Source organism: Halanaerobium polyolivorans (assembly GCF_020711195.1).
In the GTDB taxonomy this organism is placed as follows: Bacteria; Bacillota; Halanaerobiia; order Halanaerobiales; family Halanaerobiaceae; genus Halanaerobium; species Halanaerobium polyolivorans.
Genome location: NZ_JAJFAT010000007.1, coordinates 71,281 through 93,659, shown reverse-complemented (window position 1 = coordinate 93,659; position 22,379 = coordinate 71,281). Strand labels below are relative to the sequence as shown.

The 22,379-nt window shown below is 36.2% G+C and carries 18 protein-coding genes; 1 reads left to right on the top strand and 17 read right to left on the bottom strand.

Annotated features, from left to right (window positions below; translation table 11 throughout):
• Nucleotides 1-5: 5 nt before the first annotated feature.
• From LJ207_RS06420 to LJ207_RS06340, 17 genes are all read right to left on the bottom strand, one after another.
• Nucleotides 6-1,964 carry a DUF5693 family protein gene (locus LJ207_RS06420; RefSeq protein ID WP_229345299.1) on the bottom strand — a complete coding sequence of 653 codons (1,959 nt, stop codon included), beginning with the start codon at nt 1,962-1,964 and terminating at the stop codon, nt 6-8.
• An 11-nt stretch (nt 1,965-1,975) separates the two neighbouring features.
• Nucleotides 1,976-3,083, bottom strand: a protein-coding gene (gene prfB / locus LJ207_RS06415; RefSeq protein WP_369414168.1) for a peptide chain release factor 2 whose coding sequence is annotated in 2 segments (ribosomal slippage) — nt 1,976-3,013 and nt 3,015-3,083 — 1,107 coding nt in all. Because the reading frame shifts where the segments join, the coding sequence is not laid out codon by codon here.
• On the bottom strand, nt 3,080-5,656 hold the full coding sequence (secA, locus tag LJ207_RS06410) for a preprotein translocase subunit SecA (RefSeq protein ID WP_229345295.1): 2,577 nt from the start codon (nt 5,654-5,656) through the stop codon (nt 3,080-3,082). The genes prfB and secA overlap by 4 nt, the downstream gene beginning before the upstream one ends.
• Before the next feature lie 185 nt (nt 5,657-5,841).
• Nucleotides 5,842-7,176 (bottom strand): GGDEF domain-containing protein, encoded by a 1,335-nt coding sequence (locus tag LJ207_RS06405; RefSeq protein ID WP_229345293.1) that lies wholly within the window; start codon nt 7,174-7,176, stop codon nt 5,842-5,844.
• Between the two features lie 75 nt (nt 7,177-7,251).
• Nucleotides 7,252-8,148, bottom strand: coding sequence for an MBL fold metallo-hydrolase (locus LJ207_RS06400; protein WP_229345363.1), 897 nt, complete (start codon nt 8,146-8,148; stop codon nt 7,252-7,254).
• Complete coding sequence (nhaC, locus tag LJ207_RS06395) at nt 8,132-9,553, bottom strand: Na+/H+ antiporter NhaC (protein ID WP_229345285.1); 1,422 nt, start codon at nt 9,551-9,553, stop codon at nt 8,132-8,134. The genes LJ207_RS06400 and nhaC overlap by 17 nt, the downstream gene beginning before the upstream one ends.
• A gap of 165 nt (nt 9,554-9,718) precedes the next feature.
• On the bottom strand, nt 9,719-10,381 hold the full coding sequence (locus LJ207_RS06390; RefSeq protein WP_229345284.1) for a hypothetical protein: 663 nt from the start codon (nt 10,379-10,381) through the stop codon (nt 9,719-9,721).
• A 67-nt stretch (nt 10,382-10,448) separates the two neighbouring features.
• The gene (locus tag LJ207_RS06385; protein ID WP_229345282.1) at nt 10,449-11,201 is read right to left on the bottom strand and encodes a hypothetical protein; all 753 of its coding nucleotides are present in this window, start codon (nt 11,199-11,201) and stop codon (nt 10,449-10,451) included.
• 34 nt (nt 11,202-11,235) lie between these two features.
• Nucleotides 11,236-12,753 (bottom strand): apolipoprotein N-acyltransferase, encoded by a 1,518-nt coding sequence (lnt, locus tag LJ207_RS06380; protein ID WP_229345280.1) that lies wholly within the window; start codon nt 12,751-12,753, stop codon nt 11,236-11,238.
• Between the two features lie 258 nt (nt 12,754-13,011).
• Nucleotides 13,012-13,629 carry a hypothetical protein gene (locus tag LJ207_RS06375; protein WP_229345273.1) on the bottom strand — a complete coding sequence of 206 codons (618 nt, stop codon included), beginning with the start codon at nt 13,627-13,629 and terminating at the stop codon, nt 13,012-13,014.
• A gap of 413 nt (nt 13,630-14,042) precedes the next feature.
• Nucleotides 14,043-14,633 carry a ribosome hibernation-promoting factor, HPF/YfiA family gene (gene hpf / locus LJ207_RS06370; RefSeq protein ID WP_229345271.1) on the bottom strand — a complete coding sequence of 197 codons (591 nt, stop codon included), beginning with the start codon at nt 14,631-14,633 and terminating at the stop codon, nt 14,043-14,045.
• Nucleotides 14,634-14,732: 99 nt separating this feature from the next.
• Nucleotides 14,733-15,473, bottom strand: a complete 741-nt coding sequence (locus LJ207_RS06365; protein WP_229345269.1) for a ComFC family protein — start codon at nt 15,471-15,473, stop codon at nt 14,733-14,735.
• A gap of 1 nt (nt 15,474) precedes the next feature.
• A complete protein-coding gene (gene sigH / locus LJ207_RS06360) occupies nt 15,475-16,101 on the bottom strand; it encodes an RNA polymerase sporulation sigma factor SigH (protein WP_229345267.1) in 627 nt (208 codons plus the stop codon).
• Between the two features lie 156 nt (nt 16,102-16,257).
• Nucleotides 16,258-16,737, bottom strand: a complete 480-nt coding sequence (rfaE2, locus tag LJ207_RS06355; RefSeq protein ID WP_229345265.1) for a D-glycero-beta-D-manno-heptose 1-phosphate adenylyltransferase — start codon at nt 16,735-16,737, stop codon at nt 16,258-16,260.
• The gene (locus tag LJ207_RS06350) at nt 16,727-17,737 is read right to left on the bottom strand and encodes a bifunctional heptose 7-phosphate kinase/heptose 1-phosphate adenyltransferase (protein ID WP_229345263.1); all 1,011 of its coding nucleotides are present in this window, start codon (nt 17,735-17,737) and stop codon (nt 16,727-16,729) included. The genes rfaE2 and LJ207_RS06350 overlap by 11 nt, the downstream gene beginning before the upstream one ends.
• A 15-nt stretch (nt 17,738-17,752) precedes the next feature.
• Complete coding sequence (locus LJ207_RS06345) at nt 17,753-18,277, bottom strand: hypothetical protein (RefSeq protein WP_229345261.1); 525 nt, start codon at nt 18,275-18,277, stop codon at nt 17,753-17,755.
• Nucleotides 18,278-18,352: 75 nt separating this feature from the next.
• Complete coding sequence (locus LJ207_RS06340) at nt 18,353-20,452, bottom strand: phosphodiester glycosidase family protein (RefSeq protein ID WP_229345259.1); 2,100 nt, start codon at nt 20,450-20,452, stop codon at nt 18,353-18,355.
• Between the two features lie 284 nt (nt 20,453-20,736).
• Here LJ207_RS06340 and LJ207_RS06335 point away from each other — a divergent pair, with 284 nt between their 5' ends.
• Nucleotides 20,737-22,374, top strand: coding sequence for a radical SAM protein (locus tag LJ207_RS06335; RefSeq protein ID WP_229345257.1), 1,638 nt, complete (start codon nt 20,737-20,739; stop codon nt 22,372-22,374).
• Nucleotides 22,375-22,379 lie beyond the last annotated feature (5 nt).

The following is a 22,379-nucleotide window of genomic DNA, read 5'->3' as shown; positions in this document are numbered from 1 at the left end:
CCAGTTTAGATATTATCTAAATAATATTTTTTATATAAATACTGAATCAGCTGATAAAAAATGACGAATCCAGCTCCGAGAATCAGCCCCAACCAATACGAATGGAAGGTCCTTAAAAGTGAAACCATAATCGGAGTGTGTAAATGAGAAAAAGTATTAACAGTTGTAATAACTCCCACTGAAGCTAATAAGAGGAGGGGATAAAAATAAAGTTCTTTTCTCTTTTTACTGCTGAGCCAGAGGGCCAGAATCAAGAGTGGATGACCGATTAAAAACTCCTTAAAACGCGGTCTAACATAAAGTATTCTTTCGATCAGGCTCCTAAATGTCAGCTCCCAGGCTGGCACCGGTAAAAGAGGAAAGTTTCCGGTCCTCCCTATATAGACAACTGCTATCATAGCTAAAATAGCTGCCAAAACAAGGTGTTTTACCTTAATAGTTGTTTCTAAAAAAAGTGGTATATCTCTTTTTAAATCATTTTCTCCCAGTTTTAATAAATAATAGAGTGAAATCAAAATCAGCGGCATTAAAAATGTTATTTTAACACCTCTAAAATGTTCGACCTGAAAGATAAAATCACTGCTGTTTAAAGCTGCACTGATGAAAATCCCACCACTAAGAGCAGTTATTATAGCTGCTGTAAATCTTTTTACTATTTCTATTAAAGCAGAGCTTTTTGGCAGTTCTTCTCCACCTGGCTGATCATTAAGCAAAAAGGCCATAATAGCCAGAGTAGGAAAGATAATTGCAGCTCCTAAGGCTGTTATCTGCCTCAGCAGAACAAGCTCGCCGAGCTGAATTAAGCCAAAAGCTGCTGCTGCCGAAATAAGAAAAAATATATTTAAAAGTTTTTGATATTTAAATTTACTAAAATAATTGAGCATTAAAATCCCAGCTGCTGTTACACCGGTTAAAGCTATAAGCAGCTTAATGAGTGAGCCGCTAAAATAGGGGCTTGCTTCTGCACCAGAAATCGTGTAATTTGCTGCTTCTAATTCGGCCCTCAAAGAACTGAGGAGATTTAAATTTCTCTGCAAAAGATTGGTACCTTCTAAGTAGGGTCGGTGTAGTACCACCCTCACATTTCTCTCCCTGATCGCCCTTAAATAACGGCCAACTATCAGCTGAGCTGTAGCTTTTTCTACTTCATCCTGCTGCATACTGTGAGTTCGCAAAAGATTATAGTTGTTCAGTTCTGCCAGCTCTCTAGAACCTGCCTGATTAACTATAAAGGGTTCAACAAAGCCAAAAGCTATCTCTTCTTCCTGCATGACCTCAGCTACTGCAGCAATATCACCCGGAAAACCACTCACCTCTTCTCCGGAAAAGAGAAGTAATTTAGGTCTGACAAGGGGTAGTTTTTTCTCCAGAGCTGCTGCTGCATTAAGCTTATTCCCACTTCTATAAACGATCTCAAGCCCTGCCTCTCTGGCAGCTCTTAAATGTTGATGATTATAGCCGAGGTTAAGCTCAACTAAGCTTTCACTCCACTGAGGAAAATAGAGGAATGTGTAATCCCCAGCCCTAAAAGTTTCTGCAGCAAAATCTTCACTCAGATGGGAACTGAGATTGTCTACCTGAGCCCGCAAACTATCAGCCAGGATTACAAACAGAGCTCCTTCAGTTAAACTATTGGTGTCTATTCCTGCTGCAGCTATTTCAGACTGAAGTTGGCTATCAAGCATGGCAATATCAATTGCCTCCAGCCTTCTAAAACTTCCGGTTTCAAGCAAATCTTCTATGCTCTGCTGATAAACAGCCAGTGCACTTACCCCATTTGCTTTGAGTTCAGATAATTGAAGTTCTGGTACTAGGGACTTTAATTCCTGATAGCCCTCACCATCCAAAACTATTTCTACTTGCTTACGCTGATCAATATCTTCTATTCTGCCGCTTAATGAAAATCCGGCAGCAATAACTGTAATTAACATTATGGCAATTAATAGCTTTTTCAAGAAATTCACCTTTTTCACTTTTATTGTCTAGTCTTATATTTTAAATATTCCTCGATAAATTCATCTAAATAACCATCTAAGACCTTATCAACATTTCCTTCTTCAAAATTAGTCCGATGATCTTTGATCATATTATAGGGGTGGAGCACATAAGAACGGATCTGACTTCCCCAGGCAATTTCTTTGTGTTCACCTCTTAGATCCTCAATTTTTTCTGCCTGAGCCTCTTCTTTTAATTCGAGCAATTTGGAGCTTAAAATCTTCATAGCTACCTCTTTGTTCTTATGCTGGGAACGCTGGCTCTGACACTGGACAACCACTCCGGTTGGCTGATGGGTGATCCGCACAGCCGAATCAGTTTTATTAACATGCTGACCACCAGCACCACTGGCCCGATAGGTCTCTATCCTTAGGTCATTTTCATCTATATCGACCTCAAGTTCATCATCAAGCTCTGGCAGTACATCAACCGAGGCAAAAGAAGTATGCCTTCTACCTGATGAATCAAAGGGAGAAATCCTCACCAAACGGTGAACCCCTCTTTCACCTTTAAGATAACCAAAGGCATAATCACCAGAGATCAGTAAAGTAACACTTTTAATACCTGCTTCTTCCCCAGCAGAAAACTCAAGTGTTTCCACCTGATAACCATTATTTTCAGCCCAGCGGTTGTACATTCTAAGCAGCATTGCTGCCCAGTCCTGTGATTCAGTACCTCCAGCTCCTGGATGAATAGCAAGAATTGCATTATGATCATCATAGGGTTCATTTAAGCGCAGCTTTAGCTCAAGTTTATCCAGCTTTTTTTCTAATTGAGAAAAGCTCTGTTCAAGCTCCTGATTAAGGTTTTCACCCTCCTCAGCTGCTAATTCTTGATATATCTCTATTTCATCAAATTTTTCTTCTAATTCGGAAATCACCTTAAGCCTTTTTTTCAGCTTATCTAAACGCTGAGATTTCTGTCTGGCATTTTCTTTATCATCCCAAAAACCACTCTGGGACATTTCTTTTTCTATTGCTTCTTTTTCCGCTTGCAGTTTATCCTGGTCAAAGTAAATCACTCAAATCATTAAAGCGTGATCTGAGATCTGCTAATCTGTCCTCAAAACTATCTGCCACAGTTATCATCTCCCACAACATTTCTTATATTTTTTACCACTGCCACAGGGACAGGGATCATTGCGACCTGGTTCTTCCTCTTTAACAACCGTCTGCTGGCCAACACTACCATCTCCACTTCTGCTAGAATTATTTGAACTTGAAGAAGATTGACTGGCACTGAGGGCTGCCTCAGGTGAAGAATAATTAAGCTGTCTCTGTTTGAATTGTTCTTTATCTATTTCTCTTTTTTCTCTAACTTCAACCTTAAAGGCTGTTTCTATAATATCTTCTCTGATCGAAGCGGTTAACTCGTTGAACATATCAAATGATTCGAATTTATATTCTGTCAGGGGATCTTTTTGACCATAGGCTCTCAGTCCTATTCCCTGTCTTAGTTCATCCATATTATCAAGGTGACTCATCCACTTTCTATCAATAACACGCAGAGCCAGGAATTTAATAATCCTTTCAAAGCGCTCAGAATTAACTTTTTCTCTTTTTTCCTGATAGGAAGCTAAAGAGCTGAGAATAATCTTTTCTGCGATTTCATCTCTTGATTTACCATCTAGATTAGCTGCTTCAACACCTTTGGCTAAACCTTTTCCGTGCAGATATTCTAACATTCCCTCTAAATCCCATTCATCAGGGTGGAGGTCATCTGACATGAACATTTCCAGTACATCATAAACCAGCTGTTTAAGCATTCCACTAATTTTATCTTCTAGCTCATCTGTTTCTAAAAGCTTACGTCTTTGAGCATAAATAACTTCCCGCTGTTTGTTTAAGATATCATCATATTCCAAAATAGCCTTTCTGATATCAAAGTTGCGTGATTCTACTTTCTGCTGAGCTCTTTCTATAGAATTGGTGATGAATTTGTGTTCTACAGGTTGATCTTCTTCAACTCCAATTTTATCAAGCAGTCCGTTTATTTTATCTGAACCGAAAAGACGTAAGAGGTCATCTTCTAAGGATACATAAAACTGAGATGAACCGGGATCTCCCTGTCTTCCAGAACGACCACGGAGCTGGTTATCGATTCTCCGGCTTTCATGTCTTTCTGTACCAAGTACATGGAGTCCACCTAGCTCTTTAACACCTTCACCAAGGACAATATCTGTACCACGACCGGCCATATTGGTAGCAATGGTAACACTTTTTTTCTGGCCTGCATCTTTGATAATATCTGCTTCCCGTTCATGATTTTTAGCATTTAAAACTTCATGAGGGATCTGCTCTCTTTTTAAAGCTCTACTTAAAGCTTCTGAGTTTTCTATATCAGCTGTACCCACAAGTACTGGCTGACCTTTTTCATAGAGCCTTTTGATTTCTTCAATTACCGCCTTGTATTTAGCTTCTTTTGAAGTAAAGACCAGATCAGGCATATTATCCCTGATCAGCGGTTTGTTGGTAGGTATTACAACTACCGGCATATCATATATTTTGATAAACTCTTCTTCTTCTGTTTCAGCTGTACCTGTCATACCGGCCAGCTTATCATACATTCTAAAGTAGTTCTGCAGGGTAATTTTAGCAAAGGTTTGACTTCCTTTTTGTACTTCTACCCCTTCTTTAGCCTCGATAGCCTGGTGAAGACCTTCACTGTAGCGGCGGCCTTCCATTACCCTCCCGGTAAACTCATCAACTATCTTAACCATACCATCTTTAACTATATAGTCACGATCTTTTTTCATCAAAGTATGGGCTTTTAAAGCCTGATTTAACTGATGATTAAGTTTGAAATTTTCTTCTGCATAAAGGTTGTCAACATTTAATTTTGCTTCTGCTTTTTTGACACCTTCTTCAGTTAAAGTTACCAGCTTATTTTTCTCATCCAACTCATAGTGTTCATCCTCTTTTAAATAGGGGACTACCCGGTTGAATTTACGATAATCTGAACTTTTTTCCTGAACCGGACCGGAGATAATAAGAGGGGTCCTGGCCTCATCGATTAAAATACTGTCTACCTCATCTAAAATTGCATAGTGGTGTTCCCGCTGCACTAAATCTTCTTCCTTATAGGACATGTTGTCTCTCAGATAATCAAAGCCAAATTCATTATTTGTACCATAGGTGATATCACACTGATAGGCTTCTCTTCTTTCAGCTGGTGACATTCCACTTAAAATAACTCCAACCGACATCCCAAGAAAACGATAAATCTGACCCATCCATTCACTATCTCTTTCGGCCAGATAGTCATTAACTGTTACAACATGAACTCCCTTTTCTTCAAGTGCATTTAAATAGACTGACAGGGTTGCAGCAAGGGTTTTACCTTCACCTGTTTTCATTTCTGCAATTTTACCCTGGTGAAGAACGATACCACCGATCAACTGTACATCATAATGGCGGAATTGTTCCTTGGTTGAGCGTTGAGCTGCTTCTCTTACAACTGCAAATGCTTCTGGCAGAAGTTCATCTAAAGTTTCACCTTCTGCAAGTCTATCTTTAAATTCATCTGTTTTCGCCTTCAATTCTGAATCTGAAAGTGCCTGCATTTCTGCTTCTAGTTCATTAATCTGATCAACAATTGGCTGTAATTTTTCTAATTCTACCTCATTCTTATCTTTAAATAAGTTCTTGAGGAACTTAATCATTGAATTTCCTCCTAATAAAGTTTTTCACAGTTTAATATTCCTGCAATCAAAGTAATTATACCATCTTAAGGGCCAAAACTCAATCAATCTGGCCCAGGCTTTGATTAGAATTGAATTAAAAGATAAATAGGTACCAGACAGCAATTCTAAAAATTAGCGCCTGATACCTATCAGTATTTTAAAGATTAGCTTTCAAATTTAACTACAGTATCTCTTCCTTTAGCTTTAGCCTGATAAAGTGCATCATCTGCTCTTTTAAGCAGAGAATCAAGGTCATCCTCTGGCCTTAATTCTACAACTCCAAAACTACAGCTGATATTCTTCACTTGCTCGGTCTCTATTTTTTTAACTTCACTTCTTAAACGCTCAGCCAGCTGATAAGATTCATCTAAAGTTGTCTCAGGGTTGACAATCATAAATTCATCACCACCATAACGAGCTAAAGAATCAACCTTTCTGATCTGATCCTTTATTTTTTCAGTCACCTTGATTAATATTTGATCACCAAGCTGATGACCGTGATTATCATTGATTGCTTTAAAACAATCAAGATCATACATAATTAGAGAAAGATTATGATCATATCTCCTAGTTCTTGTTATTTCTTTTTCTAAAATATCTATCATTTTGGAACGATTGTAGATAGCAAGCATCTCATCAGTTTCAGAAATTTTGGTTATTTTTGCTACCTTAGCTTCTAAATCATTTATTACCTCAGCAGAGGTATCTTTAAAGACTTTATAAATAGCCAAAATAATTATCAAGAGCAGTACAGAAAAAGCTCCAATAATCCTAGTTGATAAATAATTAACACTTGCATAAAGCTCAGATTTAGACATTTCTGCCTTAAGATAATAGTCAGTATCTAAGATTCTCCTCTGATCTCTAATAATATCATTACTAGAAAAACCGGGATTTTCTCTTTCACCTTCTTTAACTATTGAGCTTTTTAAATCCTGGCGGTTAAGTTCTTCCATCAATTCTTCTAGATTAAATAATACTATATCATTACCTATTTTCTGCTCAGCATCACTTAAAATTGGTGAATTAACCAAGAGCAGACATTGATCTTCAATAAAAGTCAGCTCTGTAGCAGGATTATCATAACTAAAATATTGTCTGTAATCTCTAAGCTCTTTTCCTCCCCAGGCTGTAACCACTTCTGCTTCAGTAATTCTAAAAGCAGCTATTACATTATCAAGTACTTCTGCTCCATCTGCATATTTATCTGCAGTATAATCCTGCAGCTCCTCAAATGAAACTTCTCCAGCCTGATAAGCTGCTAATTCATTTTTGATCATTGTCCTGCTGGATAAACTTTCTGCTCCTTCTTTAAAACGGCTAAATTCATTTTCAACATTGAGCTCAATAATAGAAACAGAATTTTTAAAGTTTTGATCTAAAGTTGATTCCAGCTCACTACTGAGAGGCTGGAAAACAAAAAAGTAGAAAAATATAAGCAGGATAATAATTGCAAAAATAATCAGGTATTTAAGTTTATTAAAAACATTTTTCTTCATAAAACCCACTTCTCTCTCCAGGCTATTATCTCTATTATATAGAACTATCCTTGAATTGTAAAAAGAAGCTCTATATTAAAGGCTAAATTCTTGAGCTTTTTTAAGCAATTTAAAACCATGATTTTCAACATATTCAGCCTTTTTAGCATCTAAATCAAGTATTCTATTTGTATGATTAAAATGAGTGAAATGAAATTTTGCTTTTTCTGCTTTACTTAAATCAGAAAAGAGAGCTATTGTCTCTATAATTGGTGGATGAGGTACCTCATTTAAATCTCTACCCCTTAACTCACCCAGCTCTTTTTTATCAAAAAAAGTTCCATCTAAAAAAACATAATCTACTTTAGCAAGTATTTCTCTAAATCTTTTTTCAAAACCCTGCCATTTATCAAGGTCAGGTAAATAGAAAAAAGCTTTTCCTGTGGTCATAACTAAAAATCCAGCTGTGTCTGCATTTTCATTACGATGATTAATTGCTAAAGCTTTAAAATTGATATTTTTTGTTAAACTATATTCTTTATTAAAGTCGAAAATCTCAGCTTTAAGATTATTATTTTTAAACAAATCTGACCAGGGAGCATTATTTTTTAAAAAAACAAGCATTTTCTGACTTAAATATACTGGCATTTGAAAGCTATTTAAGGCTTCTTTGCCCAAATAAAGCAGGCCTGTATAATGACCTAAGTGAGCATGGGTTATTAAAATACCAGATAAATGATCAGTCTTAAACTTATTCTTTTGGGCCAGCTCATTTAAGTTATCTAATTGCTCAGAAAAAGCAGGACTGGCATCAAAGATAAAAGATTTAGCTTCTTCTTTATCTAGCAGCCCCAAAGAACTCTGCAGTCTTTTTAAAGAACTATCAGCCCTTGCTGCCTGACAGTGAGAACACTGACAATTAAGCTGAGGATGCCCTCCATCTTGAGCTGTTCCTAAAACTTTTAGTAATACTTGATCAACCAACCATCTCACTCCCTTTTGCATCTGTTTCAGCTTCACTTGCTTCAATACTAAAACCGGTAATACTATAGATAACATTAATTAAAATGACCAGAATTGGGAAAAACAAATATGGGATAAAGGCAGCTGCCTCAACATCCAGCATATTAGCGGCAAAAACAGCCGGCACACTCCAGGGGACTAGAGTTATTCCAACAGTACCTGCAGCTTCTACTGCTCTACTTAAATTTTTAGTATGCAGATTAAATTCTTTATATGATTCTTTAAATAAACTACCAGGTATAATTATTGCTAATATTTGGGCTCCAGTACTAAATCCAATTAAAATACTTGAAAAAATAGCACTTAAACCAAGCATCTGCTGATTTTTGATTAAAGAAATGAATTTATCTAAAATTGCATCCAGGATTCCCGCTTCTCGCATTATTCCACCCAATGCAGTTGCAGTTATCAACAATATTATTGTGCTCCCCATAGAAGTGATACCACCTCTACTTAATAAATTATCTATCATCGGCTGACCGGAATCAATACTATAACCAAAACTAAAAGCCTCAAATATCTCCGTTATAGTTGAACCCTGAAAAATAAAAGCAAATACTCCACCAATAAATGAAACCGTAACCAAAGCTGGTAAGGCTGGAACCTTTTTTATAGCCAGGACAATTGTTAAAATAGGTACCAAAATTAATATAGGGCTGATATTAAAAATACCATCTAAACCCTGGATTAAACTAGCGATTTCTTCTGTTCCAGCAGAAGCACTAACCAGTTGATTAATCCCCACAAAGTAGTAGAGGACAAGAGAAATTAAAAAAGCTGGTATAGTATCCCAGAGCATATGTTGTATATGTTCAAAAAGTTCACATTCTACTATAGCAGGTGCTATATTTGTGGTATCTGACAAAGGAGAAATTTTATCCCCAAAAAAAGCTCCCGATATTATAGCAGCTGCAGTTGCCGGAGAGGCAAAACCCATCCCATTACCAACTGCCATTAAGGCAATACCTACTGTAGCAATTGAGGTAAATGAAGTACCTGTACTGGTAGAAACTACAGCAGTTATCAATGCTGCTAAAGGCAAAAATATTGCAGGGTTAATAATCTGCAAACCATAATATATTAAAGCCGGAATTATCCCACTTAAAATCCAGGTTCCAATAATAGAACCAACTATAATCAAAATAAAGACTGGCTGTAGTGCCTCACTAACCCCTTTTTTGAGGCCATTTTCAAGCTCATTCCAACTTTTGCCATAGTATAAGCCCATTAATGCAGCAGCAACCACACCACTTAGTAAAGGAATTAACATCCCAACTTGCCAAATAAAAACTGATAAAGCCCCAGCTAAAAGCAAGACAAAAACAGGAATTAAAGCCATTTGAAAAGAAATATCTTTGCTCTTTTTAGTGCTCATTTTTTATTATCTCTCCTTCTATATTTATTGTGTATTTACTACTACTTTTATATTTACTACTATCTATTAATCTTTTCACAAAAAAATACGTCCTAAAAAACAGGACGTTTAAAGAAATTATATCCCAGGTGAAGAAGCTTTGTCAAGAAAATCAGGTCTCTAATCCTAATCAAGGAAATATGCCTTATCTTCCTCTAGATTCCGCATAATATCAACATATTTCTTCTCTATCTTAAAATATTCTCCCCGCTGCCTTTCGCTAAAAATACTGCTCTGCTTAAAACTGACATATTGATCTTCAGCCAGCTTATAGATACGCATCAAATTCCACTGCCAGTCAAAAGCACTACCTTCTTCCTGTTCAAAAATAAGTTCAGATTCTAAGATCTCACTTATCTCATAATTAGTATGATTAAAAGGCTTAACCTTTTCATCACTGTTATAGCTGATAAAGCTTTTAATCTTTTCTTTATTCTCAGTCAATATTTTTTCGAATTCTTGATAAGCTGCTGGCTTTTCTTTAGCATGAAAAATTGCCTGATCAAAATTATATTTATAAAAATCAAGCATAATTCTCATTTTCAAGTAAATAAATTCTTTGAAATCTGAATATCTACCTTTTATTTTCTGAACTGCATAATGTTCTGCCTGAGCCTGATTATCAGCTGCAGCTAGAAAAAAGAGGTCACCTCTAACAACTTCGCTTTGATAATCATTTGAATTTAATTCTTTTTCTCTTGCTTTGTCTCCCAAAAGAGACTTTAAGAATATCTGATCTCCCTTTATTTTTGTGACCTGATATAGATTATTATTTGCTAAAACATCCATTTTTACCACTCCCTGCAGTAGAGAACAGCAGAATGATATCTATTTTGCATTTAAATAGAATACAATTTTAGATTATTTTTGCATTTTCTGAATAACCGGCTTCTTTGAGTTGATTTAAGCGCTCAATTATCATAACTAAACTTTGGGCAGCTGAGGCTTTACCCAGACTCTGATAATATTCTTTGTTTTCACTTAAAATTTGACTTTTTTCATGCTGTCTAATAGCACTACAGAGGTCTTTAAGTCCTGTATGCAGTTCGATTAATTCTGAAACCAGTTCAGGGGCCAGATATTCGGAATATTTCATATTCAGTATTTCCCAAAAGTCTTCTGCCTTCTCATCAAAATAAGCATAGTTTTCATCATTAAAAAAATCATTTTCTTCAATCTTGAGTAATAATTCTTCTGTGTTTAATTCATCAACTGCAGCTAAAAAATCTGCTCTTTCTCTACTTATAGTTTCGATATTTTGAGAAAATGAAGCTTCAGACTTTAAATCTGGCTCAAACTTAAAAATCCTGGTTGCAATTCCATCTCTCAACCTGTTAACATTGCGGCTGATCAAATAGTCAATATCTCTGTGAACCAACTTCCAAAGTTTGTTTTTGGACCTCACAAGCAGGGTATCAATAATAAAGAGGGTAAAGGCAACACCAATTAGTTCTGAAAAAAGGTTAAGCGAAAGATCAGGACTATAGACCCTTAAACGCCAGATAACAAAAAAACTAAAGAGCACAGTTAATAAGACTATAATTGGAATATCAGATTTACTCAAAATTTTCTTTTCTAACTTTTCTCTTAAACTTTTCTCTTCAGCCATTTATTTCAGCTCCTTTTTAATAACTTAAGCTTTACTACAAGCTGCCAAAATCTCTATTTTTCTTAAATATTATCTTCCTTTTTTGAAAAGGGTCTATGCCAAAAAAGCGTTTTAGCAAAAGCAAAATAATAAATAGCCCAGTTAATAGGTAAAGCAGGATCTCAAATAATATGTAATAGCTGCTGTAAAATGAATTCTGTTCACTTAAAGTAATATTTAAGTTATGATAATTACTATTTAGCTCTGTTTTTTGATAAAGACCAGAAGCTTCGACCTTACCACTATAGGCAAGATTACCGGCTTTAACCAAAGGTCTTCTGCTTTCAACAGCCCTCAGCACTGCTGAACTCCACATCATATTTTTTAAAACTGTACTGTTATCAAACCAGGCTTCATTTGATTGATTAACTAAAAAATCAACTCTATCCATATCTGAATAAAGCAGATCTGTATAGAGAACTTCTGAACAGATTAATGTCTGCCAGCTAAGTTCTGCCTCAGAAAAAATCCTGATCTCGTCTCCAGCTCCTAAAGATGAAAATTGATAGGGAGTTATGCTATTTAAAATATTCTGCATTGGAAATTTTTCTCCAAAATAAACCAGCCTATTTTTATTATATCTATCAACTATTTCTCCTTCAGCTGAAATCAAAAAAGAACTGTTAAGCCTTTTTTCATAATCAGAATGACCAGCTAATGAACCCAGCTGAACTGGCGTCTCAAATTCCTCTTCAACAGCATTTAATAACTCCCTGCCCCTGTTATCCTGAGCAAAATCAAAATTCAAGCTGCTTTCTGGAGTAATTACCAGTCTGCTTTGAGCTGAATAATCAGCTGCTTCAAGCAGAAAATCAGTCTCTGCTGTTGAATTCTCGGCCTGCCATTTTTCTGACTGAGTCAGGTTAGTAATTACTGTTGTCAGCTGAATCTCTTCTGAAAAATTATCGAACTGACGCAGCCTAAACTGTCCATAGCCAAAAATTAATAAGACAACTAAAAACAAGAAAGCTAATTCTTTTAATCCACCTTTAAAGATCAGCTTATATAAGAAGGCACTTAAAAAAACCAGCACAAAAGTTAGCAGCCAGATTCCACCTAGATCTGCCAATTGAATAAAAGTAGAAAACTCTGCCTGAGTAGTAACCAGATAGCCGATCGGGAAAAAATTGAGCAGCCTATATCTCAAAAATGCAAAAACAAGCCAGCCTAAAGCAAAATAAAAGGGATTAATCTCACCGCTGAAAATATAAAAATAAGCTTTAAAAAATAAGCCAAAAATCAATCCCAAAACTGCAAATAAGATAAGCAGTAATAAGCTAATAATTATAATATTTAAGCCTGTATATAGCCTAAGCGGATTAATCAGAAAATTAGCTGCAGCTGTCAGGTAAACAAAACCAAATAGCCAACCTTTAAAAAACAGCTTACTTCGCTCATTATCAAAAGCAAATAATAATGGGATAAAGCCAAGCCATGTCAATAAATATAGGTTGGGAAAATACTTTGCTGTATTTAATAAAAGTGCCGATATTATAATAAATAAATAATTCATTGAATTACCCCTTAGTTTAAATATTATTAATCGATTTTAAGTTATAAATATAATCTCAATCTAGCTAATATAATTGTATTATTTTGAATATACTAATTATTTTTATTATAACACAGCTGAATTAATTCTAGCAATTATTAGCGCCTATTATTTCAATTTTTTCTTAAAGCAGTTTTTAGCGATATTTGCTATTAGAAAAACCGCCCCTTTTCAAGGACGGTTTAGTCTTTAAACTATAGTTTATTTAGATTTAAAGATCTATTTATCTAAACTTAAAAATTTAACTTCATTACCTTCGTCTATTTCATTGAATTCATTATCAGCTTTAATTTGATTTTCTAAATCGTCATTCTCTAAAAAAAGAGGTAAAACTACACCTGTATCCATATCGCTAAATTCATTTCCCTGCAGTGTCAATATGTCTTCGTTTGGTATTGATAATCCTATGCCAATATTGGTAATATTATTTAATCTATTATCAGATATATTTATATTGATCTCATTAGTATTTGGATTATCTAATGAAGATAACATTTGAGCTGGTTGTATTCCAATACCAATTTCAGAACTAGTAATATCATTGCCAGTTATATTAATATCAACATTATCCAGCTTATATCTATAGCCAAGTCCTAAGTTCCACTCATCAACATCATCTTCACTCATTCTATACCTTAAATCAGTATACCAAATTGAGTTCTCTTTATTCCTGAAAGGATAAAGGATTCCAGCCTGACCTATAAAATCATCTCCTGTGATCCCTCTTAGATTAAATCTTGGAGCACGCTGAAATTCTTCTGCAGAAACCGTAGTTATAACTGCAAAGATAAAAAATAATATAATTAATGAAAATATGATTGATTTTTTGAAGCTCATTTTGATTCCTCCTTGTTTAATTTTATTTATCTAATGTTTAATTGTAATTTTCTTATCAGCTCCCTTATTTATATTTATTTATTAGTGAAAAGAAAAAGAGCAGCTAACAACTTATGCTTGAATAAATTGAGGTGCTCTTTTTAAATTAAATAACTTAAATAAATTATAAAATATAAACCAGAGTATTTTAATCAAGTTTACTGTTATAAATTAAATTCTAGAATATCTATACAATTCCTGCAAAAAAATTAATTTTTGTGGAAATTGTTTTCTTTTTTACAATTCATAGTAAAAAGTTTGATAATCAATAGGCTGTTTGTTTTTCTCTGCCCATAGAAAAAACCGCCCCTTTTAAAGGACGGTTTTTTAAGGTCATGCTATTCAGTTAATAGTTATAATTTAGTTTGATTCTTTTAACCAATTGTTGGCTCAATCAGGCCGTAATTGCCATCATTACGCTTATAGACAACATTGGTTTCTTCAGTATCACCATTATAAAAAACAAAGAAGTCGTGGCCTATAAGATCCATCTGCATACAGGCTTCCTCGACATTCATTGGTTTCATAGGAAAAGATTTGGTTTTAACAACCTGAGGCTCAAATTCTTCAGCATCTATTCTTTCTTCTTCATTTTCCATGCCTTTTCTAAGAATTTCTTCCTTCCTTTCCTCCTTATATTCTTCTTTATATTCCTGCTTGCGCTCAATTAATTTATCATTAATCTTTGTTTTATATTTTTTAAGCTGTCTTTCTAACTTATCCATAACTCCATCAATAGAAGCATACATATCACCTGTGGACTCTTCTGCTCGTAAAATAAGTCCATGAACATAACCAGTTACTTCCACGATGTGCCTTTCTTTTTCCACCTCCATAGTGATGTTAAACTCTAGTGGTTCTCTAGCTCCATTGAAATACTTCTGCAGTTTTCTTACCTTTTCCTCTGCGTGTTCTTTTAATGAAGGTGTTACGTCGATGTTTTTACCATAGGTCATAATTTTCATAAAATCACTTCCTCTCACATCTAGTATTGTATACTCTTCATCTGTTATTAACTATATTCTACAAATTGTAATCAATTCCTGCTAAAAAATATAAAATGTCTACTCCACATGTACAGGTACTGAAGAAGTGGTTAGAAAATAGACATTTTTTGCTTTTAATTCATCTAATATAAAGTGAGAGATTTCTGAAGCAGTTGTTCCGGTTGTAATAATATCATCAACAACTAAAATATTTTTATCAGCAAAAAGTTCAGGATCACGGTTAATCTTAAGCTGAAAAGCACCTTCTAATTCTGTTTTACGATCTTCTTTAGCTAAAGTATAAAGTGGTAAACTGTTTTTGATTCTGTTCAAATCATCTTTGTACTCTATTTTAACAATCTTTGCCAGTTCCTCAGCCAATCTTTCTGTCTGATTATAGCCCCGGTAGCTCTTCCTATCAGCATGCATTGGTACAGGAATAATATAATCAATATCTCGATCAGAGAAATACTCCAGATAATAGAGGCGGAGCATATGAGCAAAGGGTTCGGCAAGATCAGGTCTGTGGCCATATTTAAACTCCAGGAGAATCTCTCTGGGATAACCTGCATAGGTAAATACACTCCTGGCAAAATTATAGGGCGGCCTCTTTTCCTGACATTCAGGGCAGGGATGATCACCGATCAAAGAAGCAGGAATAACCTCCCGACCACAAACTGGACAAAAATGATTGATAAAACTAAAGCGGGATAAACAGCGGTCACACATCCCCTCTATTTCGGAATGGTCATACCTGCGTTCACAGGCAAGACAAACTTTTTTCTCTGGATAAAAAAGATCTTTTAAAAACTCTAACAAATTAACCCACTACTCCTTTAAGATTATAATGTTCTTTTAGATCCTCGATTTTCTTCCTTGCTCTCTGCAGAGCATTATCCACTGTTTTAACATTGATCTCAAGTTGATCTGAAATCTCCTGATAAGACCTGCTGTCCAAATAAAGCATAAATACATTCCACTCTAGATCTGTAAGATCTCGGGAAAGTTCTTTAACAATTGTGGTTAAGGTTTCCTGACAAATAAATTTTCTTTCTAAATTTTCTCCCTCATCAGGTAGGATCTCGTTAAATGTTCTGCCTGTTTCATTGCCATAATCAAGACTCTTATCAAGTGAAGCGGAGGTATTTAAAGGCATATGTTTTTGTCTATTTGCTTTTTTAATGGCAGATACCAGCTGCCTGTGTACACATAGCTGGGAAAAACCGCGGAAAGAAGCACCTTTGCCTTCCCTATAGTCACGGATTGCCTTATATAAGCCTACTCTTCCCTCCTGTATAACATCGTCTCTGTCAAGACCCTTGATAAAAAAGAACCTGGCTTTTGCATAAACTATATCCATGTTCTGGTCTATTAAATACTCAATGGCAAAGTCATTGCCAGCCTGGGCCATCTCAATAATCTCCTCTTCTTCCTTCTCTTTAAACAAGAAAATCCCCCCCATCTGGTCAACAGCAAATCTAAGCTTGTTTTTTAATTTTAAAAATTAAATAATCCCTGAAAACTGATCCCCAATTCCAAGACTGCTGCAGCAAGTAAAGCTAAGATAAGGAAAATCAAAAGCTGCAGTTTAAAAAATTTCATCTTAATCCCTGCTCTTCCTGATCTTTTTGATCAAATTAGTTGTTGAACGTCCCTTCACTTCTGTAATCAGTACAATTTTACCACCATAAGCATAAACCGTTTCTGCCTCAGGTAAATCCTCAATTCTATAATCTCCACCTTTAACATAAACTTGTGGTTTTAACTCCTCTAAAAGTTTTTTGCAGTCTGACTCAGAAAAAAGTATTAAATAATCTATCATCTCAAGTGCAGCTAAAATTTCCATTCTCTCTGCTTCAGGAACAAAAGGCCTGTTTTTTGCTTTGATCTTTTTTACCGAACTATCACTGTTAACTGCCAGAACAAGCTTATCCCCTAAAGCTGCCGCCTTTTTTAAATAGCGGACATGGCCGACATGAAGGATATCAAAACATCCATTTGTAAAAACTATCAATTCTCCTGCTGCCTTTTTTGCCTCAATCTCTGCTTTTAATTGCTTTAATTCCATAATTTTAGCTGCCATTTTTTATCACTTCTTTGATCAATTCTGCCTCACTCACAACTGCCACTCCACTTTTACGAACAACTATCCCGGCTGCATAATTTGCTAGCCTGATCGCTATTTCCACCGGAGCCGAAGCTGCCAGGGCCAGAATCAATGTGCCCACAACAGTATCACCAGCCCCTGTCACATCGAAGACTTCAGAAAAGTTTGCGGCTGGAATATGCTCGATTTTAGCTTCAGGAGCAAAAAGGGTCATCCCATCTCCACCCTGGGTTATCAAAAGATATTTCAGCTCAAATCTTTCTCTCATCTCAACTCCAGCCTCTTCTACCTCAGCCTGAGTTTTAAGCTCCTTGCCATAAACCTGAGAAGCCTCTTCTAGATTAGGGGTAGCTATTACTGCCCCCTGGAAAGCATCAAGTTGATAGCGGGAGTCAACAGCAGTTATCTTATCATGCTCTGCTGCTGCCTCAATAAATCTGCTGCAGCTTTTTTTGGAAAAAATCCCATTCCCATAATCAGAAAAAAGTACTGCATCTGCCTCTTTAATATTTTCCCTGAAATATTTAAGCAGATAAGACTGCAGTTTTTCTGAAATCGAGGAGCTTTCAAGTTTATCAACCCTAACAACCTGCTGTCTAACAATCTGTTCTCCACCAGCTAAGATCCTGGTTTTTTCAGCAGTGGGTCGAGAAGCATCAACAAATATTCCCTCGGTTATGATATTTTTTCCTTCAAGTTCTGCTATTAAAGCCCTACCTGAAGGATCATCACCTCTGATTCCTAAAAGATCTACCTCTGCCCCTAAACTGGCAATATTGGCAGCTGCATTTGCCCCACCACCTGCCAGCACCTTTTCTTTTTTATGGCGCAGTATTAAAACCGGAGCTTCCCGGGAAAGTCGGTCAGGATCAGCAATCACAAAACGATCTGCAATTACATCACCTAAAACCATTATCTTTTTCTGCTTAAAACGCTTAATATATTTAATCAGATCTTCTGAAGCATATTTCTGCATGGAATCCTCCTGAACTTATAATTTAAATTTTAAGCCTAAATTGAGCACAGTTGAATCTAAATCCCAGTAAAAATTACCGATACTAACATCTAAATTAACTGTATCACTGATCGGATAATCAACTCCACCTCTGTAATGGGCATGGTTATCTAGATCACTATCAATAAAATAGTAGGTATGCCAGTAAAAATTCACATCAGGATTTAGAGTTCTTGCAGAAGCTCCAATAGCCTTACCAAAGCTCTGACCATCCACATCATTTGTGACCATCAGATGAAGATCTAATTTAAATTCTTCTTCTCTAAATAAATTAATCCCCATATCTGCACCTAAATAAAAGTCATCACCATCAAAGGCAAAATTAGTTTTGACTGTATGACCTCTATCCAGAATAAATTCAGGTTCGATCTGAATTGCATCTACATCAAAGGAATCACCTGATAATATGTAGTTGACTGAATCCAGTTCAGCTGCCCCTACAGCTGTAGAAAGACTTAAAAATAGGACTAAAGTTAAAGCTAAAACTATTATTTTTCTCATACTTGATTCTCCTTTATCTCTTTGTAGTTTTATTATACCTAAATATATACTCTTAAAGCAATAAAATCTTCAAAATTAATTGCTGCTTTCAACAATAATTCCATTGCTGATCAAACGCTTTTCACTGGGACGACTCATGGTAAAACCACGGACAACCATTCTGGCTGAACCACCACCATCAAGGTTCATCGCATCTTTAACTCCCAATTCCTGCATAAATACTGCCAGCTCTTCTAAAGTCATCCCAATACTTGTTTCCTGCTGCCTGCCGTCAACGGTCAGCATGATCAAACGCTGGTTTTCTGTAATCCCGAGAGCTGTTCTAGGAGCCCTGTAATTTAAAATATCAGCTTGAAATCTTTCTTCTTCTCCAGTGATGGCAATCTCTCCATCTCTGAGCAGTTGGGGTCCTCCCCCAAGTCCATATAGAATATTATTTTCTGCAAAATCAGGTTGGAAATTATTTTCCAGGCTGATCGCTTTATCTTTTAGTTCGGGAATCAAGCCCAGTACAGCTTCTTTATCCCGATGAACCCTGATAATATAGCCGTCTGGTGCAATTGGAGTTCTGCTTCGCGAATTATTTTCTACCCCCAGTATTTGTCCTGAGCGTACCACGATATCATAATAATCTTCTTCTAGTTCGGGCATTCGATCACCAAAATAGCGGTTGAAAAGCACCGCTTCAGCTCTTTCGGCTTTTCTGTTAACTCCATCTAAACTGATCTCAGCCTCTAATTCCTCGATAATTGCTTTTCCCTGCCAGTCCACCTGTTCAATCACAGCAGAACCCGAATCATCAAGCAAAAGTGCGGTCCTATTATAGAGGGGTTCACTGACCAGCTGACCATCAATATATACCAGACCAAGTGGTTTACCTGTCTGATCAAAATAGCCGCCATTGATCCCAGCTAAAGCTGAATACCTTCTCACCAGATCACTTAAATCTTCCCGCCCCTGAACTATATCTCTAGCTAAAACAGGTTTAAGCTTCATTCTGTCCAGATTTAGATTTAATTCCATAATTGTTAAAAAACGTGGACCTTCCCAGCTCATCTCCCTGATCTCTTCAAAACTTAAGCCATAACTGATATTAGTTTTAAATCTGCTTTCTCTGTCTATCAAATCATTTAAATCAGCTATTTCTGCTCTGCTGTAATAGTAGTTAATGATCTCCTGGTGGCTGTAAGCTGCATCTGCTAAGGGCACTATCCCAGCTCTGGGCCTTCTAATCTCCCGCAAGCTCAAATCTGCATCATAGAAAAAATTATCATTTCTGATTAAAACCTGGTCTTTAGTTGCTGCAGCAGCTGCCTTAAAAACCTCATCTGCTTCTCTTAAAACAATATTATTAATATTTTGCAGCTGAGGCCCCTGGGTTTCAATTTGATATAAGAGGGAGGTTCTATATAAAATTGCCTGAGCCTTTAATGCTTCTGCTGGATCATCTGCAGAGAGAAAATTCTGCAGCAGAGAAGCTGTCAAAGCTTCTAAATCTGTCTGGCGGCGGATAGAAACCTGATCACCTAAGAGGCTAAAAGAATATTTACCCTCCAGCTTATTTGCCTTAGCATCAAAAGAACCCTCTATTTCGAAGATTGAAGCTGTAAATAGTCTTTCTCCTAAGGCTGTATAAAAGCCTAGTTCTCCACTGCTGAGCTGTTCTGCCTCTTGATCAATCAGCCTGGGCCAGCCTTCATATCCTTCTGCCCTTAAATCTTCCCGAAACTGATCTACCTGATCTCGCTCAGCAAAATTACCGATCAAAACCTTATATAACTCCGCTTCCTTTTCAATGGTAATCTCCTCAGCAAAGAGATTAGCAAGTTCAGCCTCCATAGCTAGAGCATTTTCTTGCTCAGCTGTAGCAAAAACTTGAATGGCCCAGCCGTCGGTTCTACTCTGGGCCGCCTGGCTGATAAAATATGTTCTGCCTTTTGCCAAATCATAATCTTCTTCCCCTGAAGCCCTGATAACTGTATCTCCTTCTGCCCTGATTTCAATTCTATCAGCAGGCTGAAAAACAGGTATAGAAAGCCAGTGATTACTATTGATATAGCGCTGTAAACCAGCTTCAAAAAATTTAGCCTCTGCCTGCAGGCTAAAAAGTAATAAAAAAGCAAAGAGCAAAAAGATAAATTTAGTCGATTTATTTAGGCTTTTTAAATTTTTCATAATTTTCAACCCCAAAATGTATTTTGAAAGAGCTTTTAGCTTCAAACCAGCTTATTAATAATATTATTTCCCTACTTATATATATTTAATCTTAAAGGGCTAAATCCTGCCCAAATTTAAAAATATTCACAAAAAATGTCTAAAATAAGGTCGATATCAGCTTCTGAACAATTCAGCTCTTTAATCAGAGCCTCTAATATAATATAATGAGGAATAAGAACTAAAACTAAAAAGAAAAAAATAAAAATAATTTTAATAAATAATTTTGGAGAAAGGAAGCAAAAATGAAAAATTCTACATTGAATATTAGCATCATAGATGGCTATTTAGATGAACCTTCCTGTCTTGGTGTACCACCATATATTTCACCTCACCTGCGTTATCTCTGGGGTGCCCTTTTAGAAGCGGGAATCACTCCTGAAAGGCTAAATTATATAAGCATAGATTCCCTGCGTCAGGATAAAGAAAATTATTTAAAGCAATTAGAAGCAGAAGATATAGTAATTATGATTGCCGGAACAACAGTTCCCGGCCATTATTTGGGTGGTCAACCTGCTTCTGCGGCAGAGATCAAAGAAATAAGTCAAAAACTATTTTATCCAACTAAGGTTTTAGGTGGTCCCATAACCCTGATCCCTAAAATGAGAGCTAAATTTAAAGCTGATTTTGATATTATAAGTTCAGAAGTTGCTGCCTTTGATATTTACCAGCGCCTGCTCAAAAAAGAAATCCCTTTAAATATGATAGCCGAAAAAATCAATAGCTGGGCGATAAAAGGAGCAGAACTGGTTAAAGAACACCCCAATTATCCCCATCTAATCGCTGAATTAGAAAGTTTTAGGGGCTGTCCTAGACCTAAACACTGTGCCTTTTGTAGTGAAAGATTAAAAAAGGTCAGCTACAGCCGTTCTCCAGAGGCGATCAGCAGTGAAGTTCAAGCTCTGGCTGCAGCAGGTATCCACCACTACCGCTTGGGTGCTCAGACAGATATTCTCCTTTATGGAGCTGAACTTAAAAATGGTAGTTTTAACTTGAACCCGGCTCAGATTAAAGAGCTCTATCAGGGGATCAGAAAAGCCGACCCTCAACTTAAGGTTCTGCATATGGATAATATGAACCCAGCCCAAATAGCCAAAAATCCAAAAGCTGCCGCCGAGATCATCGAGACCATAACTAAATACAACACAGCTGGAGATACAGCTGCCTTTGGTCTAGAATCAGCAGATCCTGTGGTCTTAAATAAAAATAATATCGACAGTACAGTTGAAGAAAACTACTTTGCCATCAAAATGCTCAATGAAATCGGTGGCCGAAGAGAAGAAGGAATTCCTAAATTACTACCGGGAATCAACTTTGTGCACGGACTTATCGGTGAAAGCGAAAAAACTTTTAGCCACAACTATAACTTTTTAAAAAGACTGCTTGAAGCTGGTCTGCTCTTAAGAAGGATCAATATCAGACAGGTGGTTCGTTTGGGCAGCTACCCTGAAGTCAAATACAGTCAGGGTCAATTTAAAAAATATAAGCAGCAGATCAATCAAGAAATAAACCATAAAATGCTGCAGCAGGTTTTCCCCAAAGCTGTGATCCTTAAAGACCTCTATTCAGAAAAACAAAAAGGTTCTTTAAATTACTGCAGACAGCTGGGAACCTATCCGATCTTAACTGCTGTGATCGGAAAAAAAGATAATTTTTTTGCAGAAGTAAAGGTTATTGACCATGGTTATAGGTCTATTACCGCCCTTAAGTGGCCGCAGAAATTTAGTGATTTAAAGAAAAAAGAACTGGAAGCTCTTCCCGGTATCGGTGCCAAAAGAGCAGCTAAGATAATAGTTGAAAAACCTCAATCCAAAAAAGAACTCAAAAAAGTACTGGGAGAAGGTTTTAACTTCGAGCAATTAGAAGAATTTTTCCGCTTTTAAGACTA

Bases quoted from the DNA above. Each gene is read 5' to 3' on its own strand.
- lnt (WP_229345280.1), bottom strand. From the start codon at position 12,753: ATGAATTATTTATTTATTATAATATCGGCACTTTTATTAAATACAGCA.
- LJ207_RS06375 (WP_229345273.1), bottom strand. From the start codon at position 13,629: ATGAGCTTCAAAAAATCAATCATATTTTCATTAATTATATTATTTTTT.
- LJ207_RS06350 (WP_229345263.1), bottom strand. From the start codon at position 17,737: ATGCAGAAATATGCTTCAGAAGATCTGATTAAATATATTAAGCGTTTT.
- LJ207_RS06335 (WP_229345257.1), top strand. From the start codon at position 20,737: ATGAAAAATTCTACATTGAATATTAGCATCATAGATGGCTATTTAGAT.
- secA (WP_229345295.1), bottom strand. From the start codon at position 5,656: ATGATTAAGTTCCTCAAGAACTTATTTAAAGATAAGAATGAGGTAGAA.
- hpf (WP_229345271.1), bottom strand. From the start codon at position 14,633: ATGAAAATTATGACCTATGGTAAAAACATCGACGTAACACCTTCATTA.
- LJ207_RS06390 (WP_229345284.1), bottom strand. From the start codon at position 10,381: ATGGATGTTTTAGCAAATAATAATCTATATCAGGTCACAAAAATAAAG.
- nhaC (WP_229345285.1), bottom strand. From the start codon at position 9,553: ATGAGCACTAAAAAGAGCAAAGATATTTCTTTTCAAATGGCTTTAATT.
- LJ207_RS06340 (WP_229345259.1), bottom strand. From the start codon at position 20,452: ATGAAAAATTTAAAAAGCCTAAATAAATCGACTAAATTTATCTTTTTG.
- LJ207_RS06345 (WP_229345261.1), bottom strand. From the start codon at position 18,277: ATGAGAAAAATAATAGTTTTAGCTTTAACTTTAGTCCTATTTTTAAGT.
- LJ207_RS06385 (WP_229345282.1), bottom strand. From the start codon at position 11,201: ATGGCTGAAGAGAAAAGTTTAAGAGAAAAGTTAGAAAAGAAAATTTTG.
- rfaE2 (WP_229345265.1), bottom strand. From the start codon at position 16,737: ATGGCAGCTAAAATTATGGAATTAAAGCAATTAAAAGCAGAGATTGAG.
- LJ207_RS06405 (WP_229345293.1), bottom strand. From the start codon at position 7,176: ATGAAGAAAAATGTTTTTAATAAACTTAAATACCTGATTATTTTTGCA.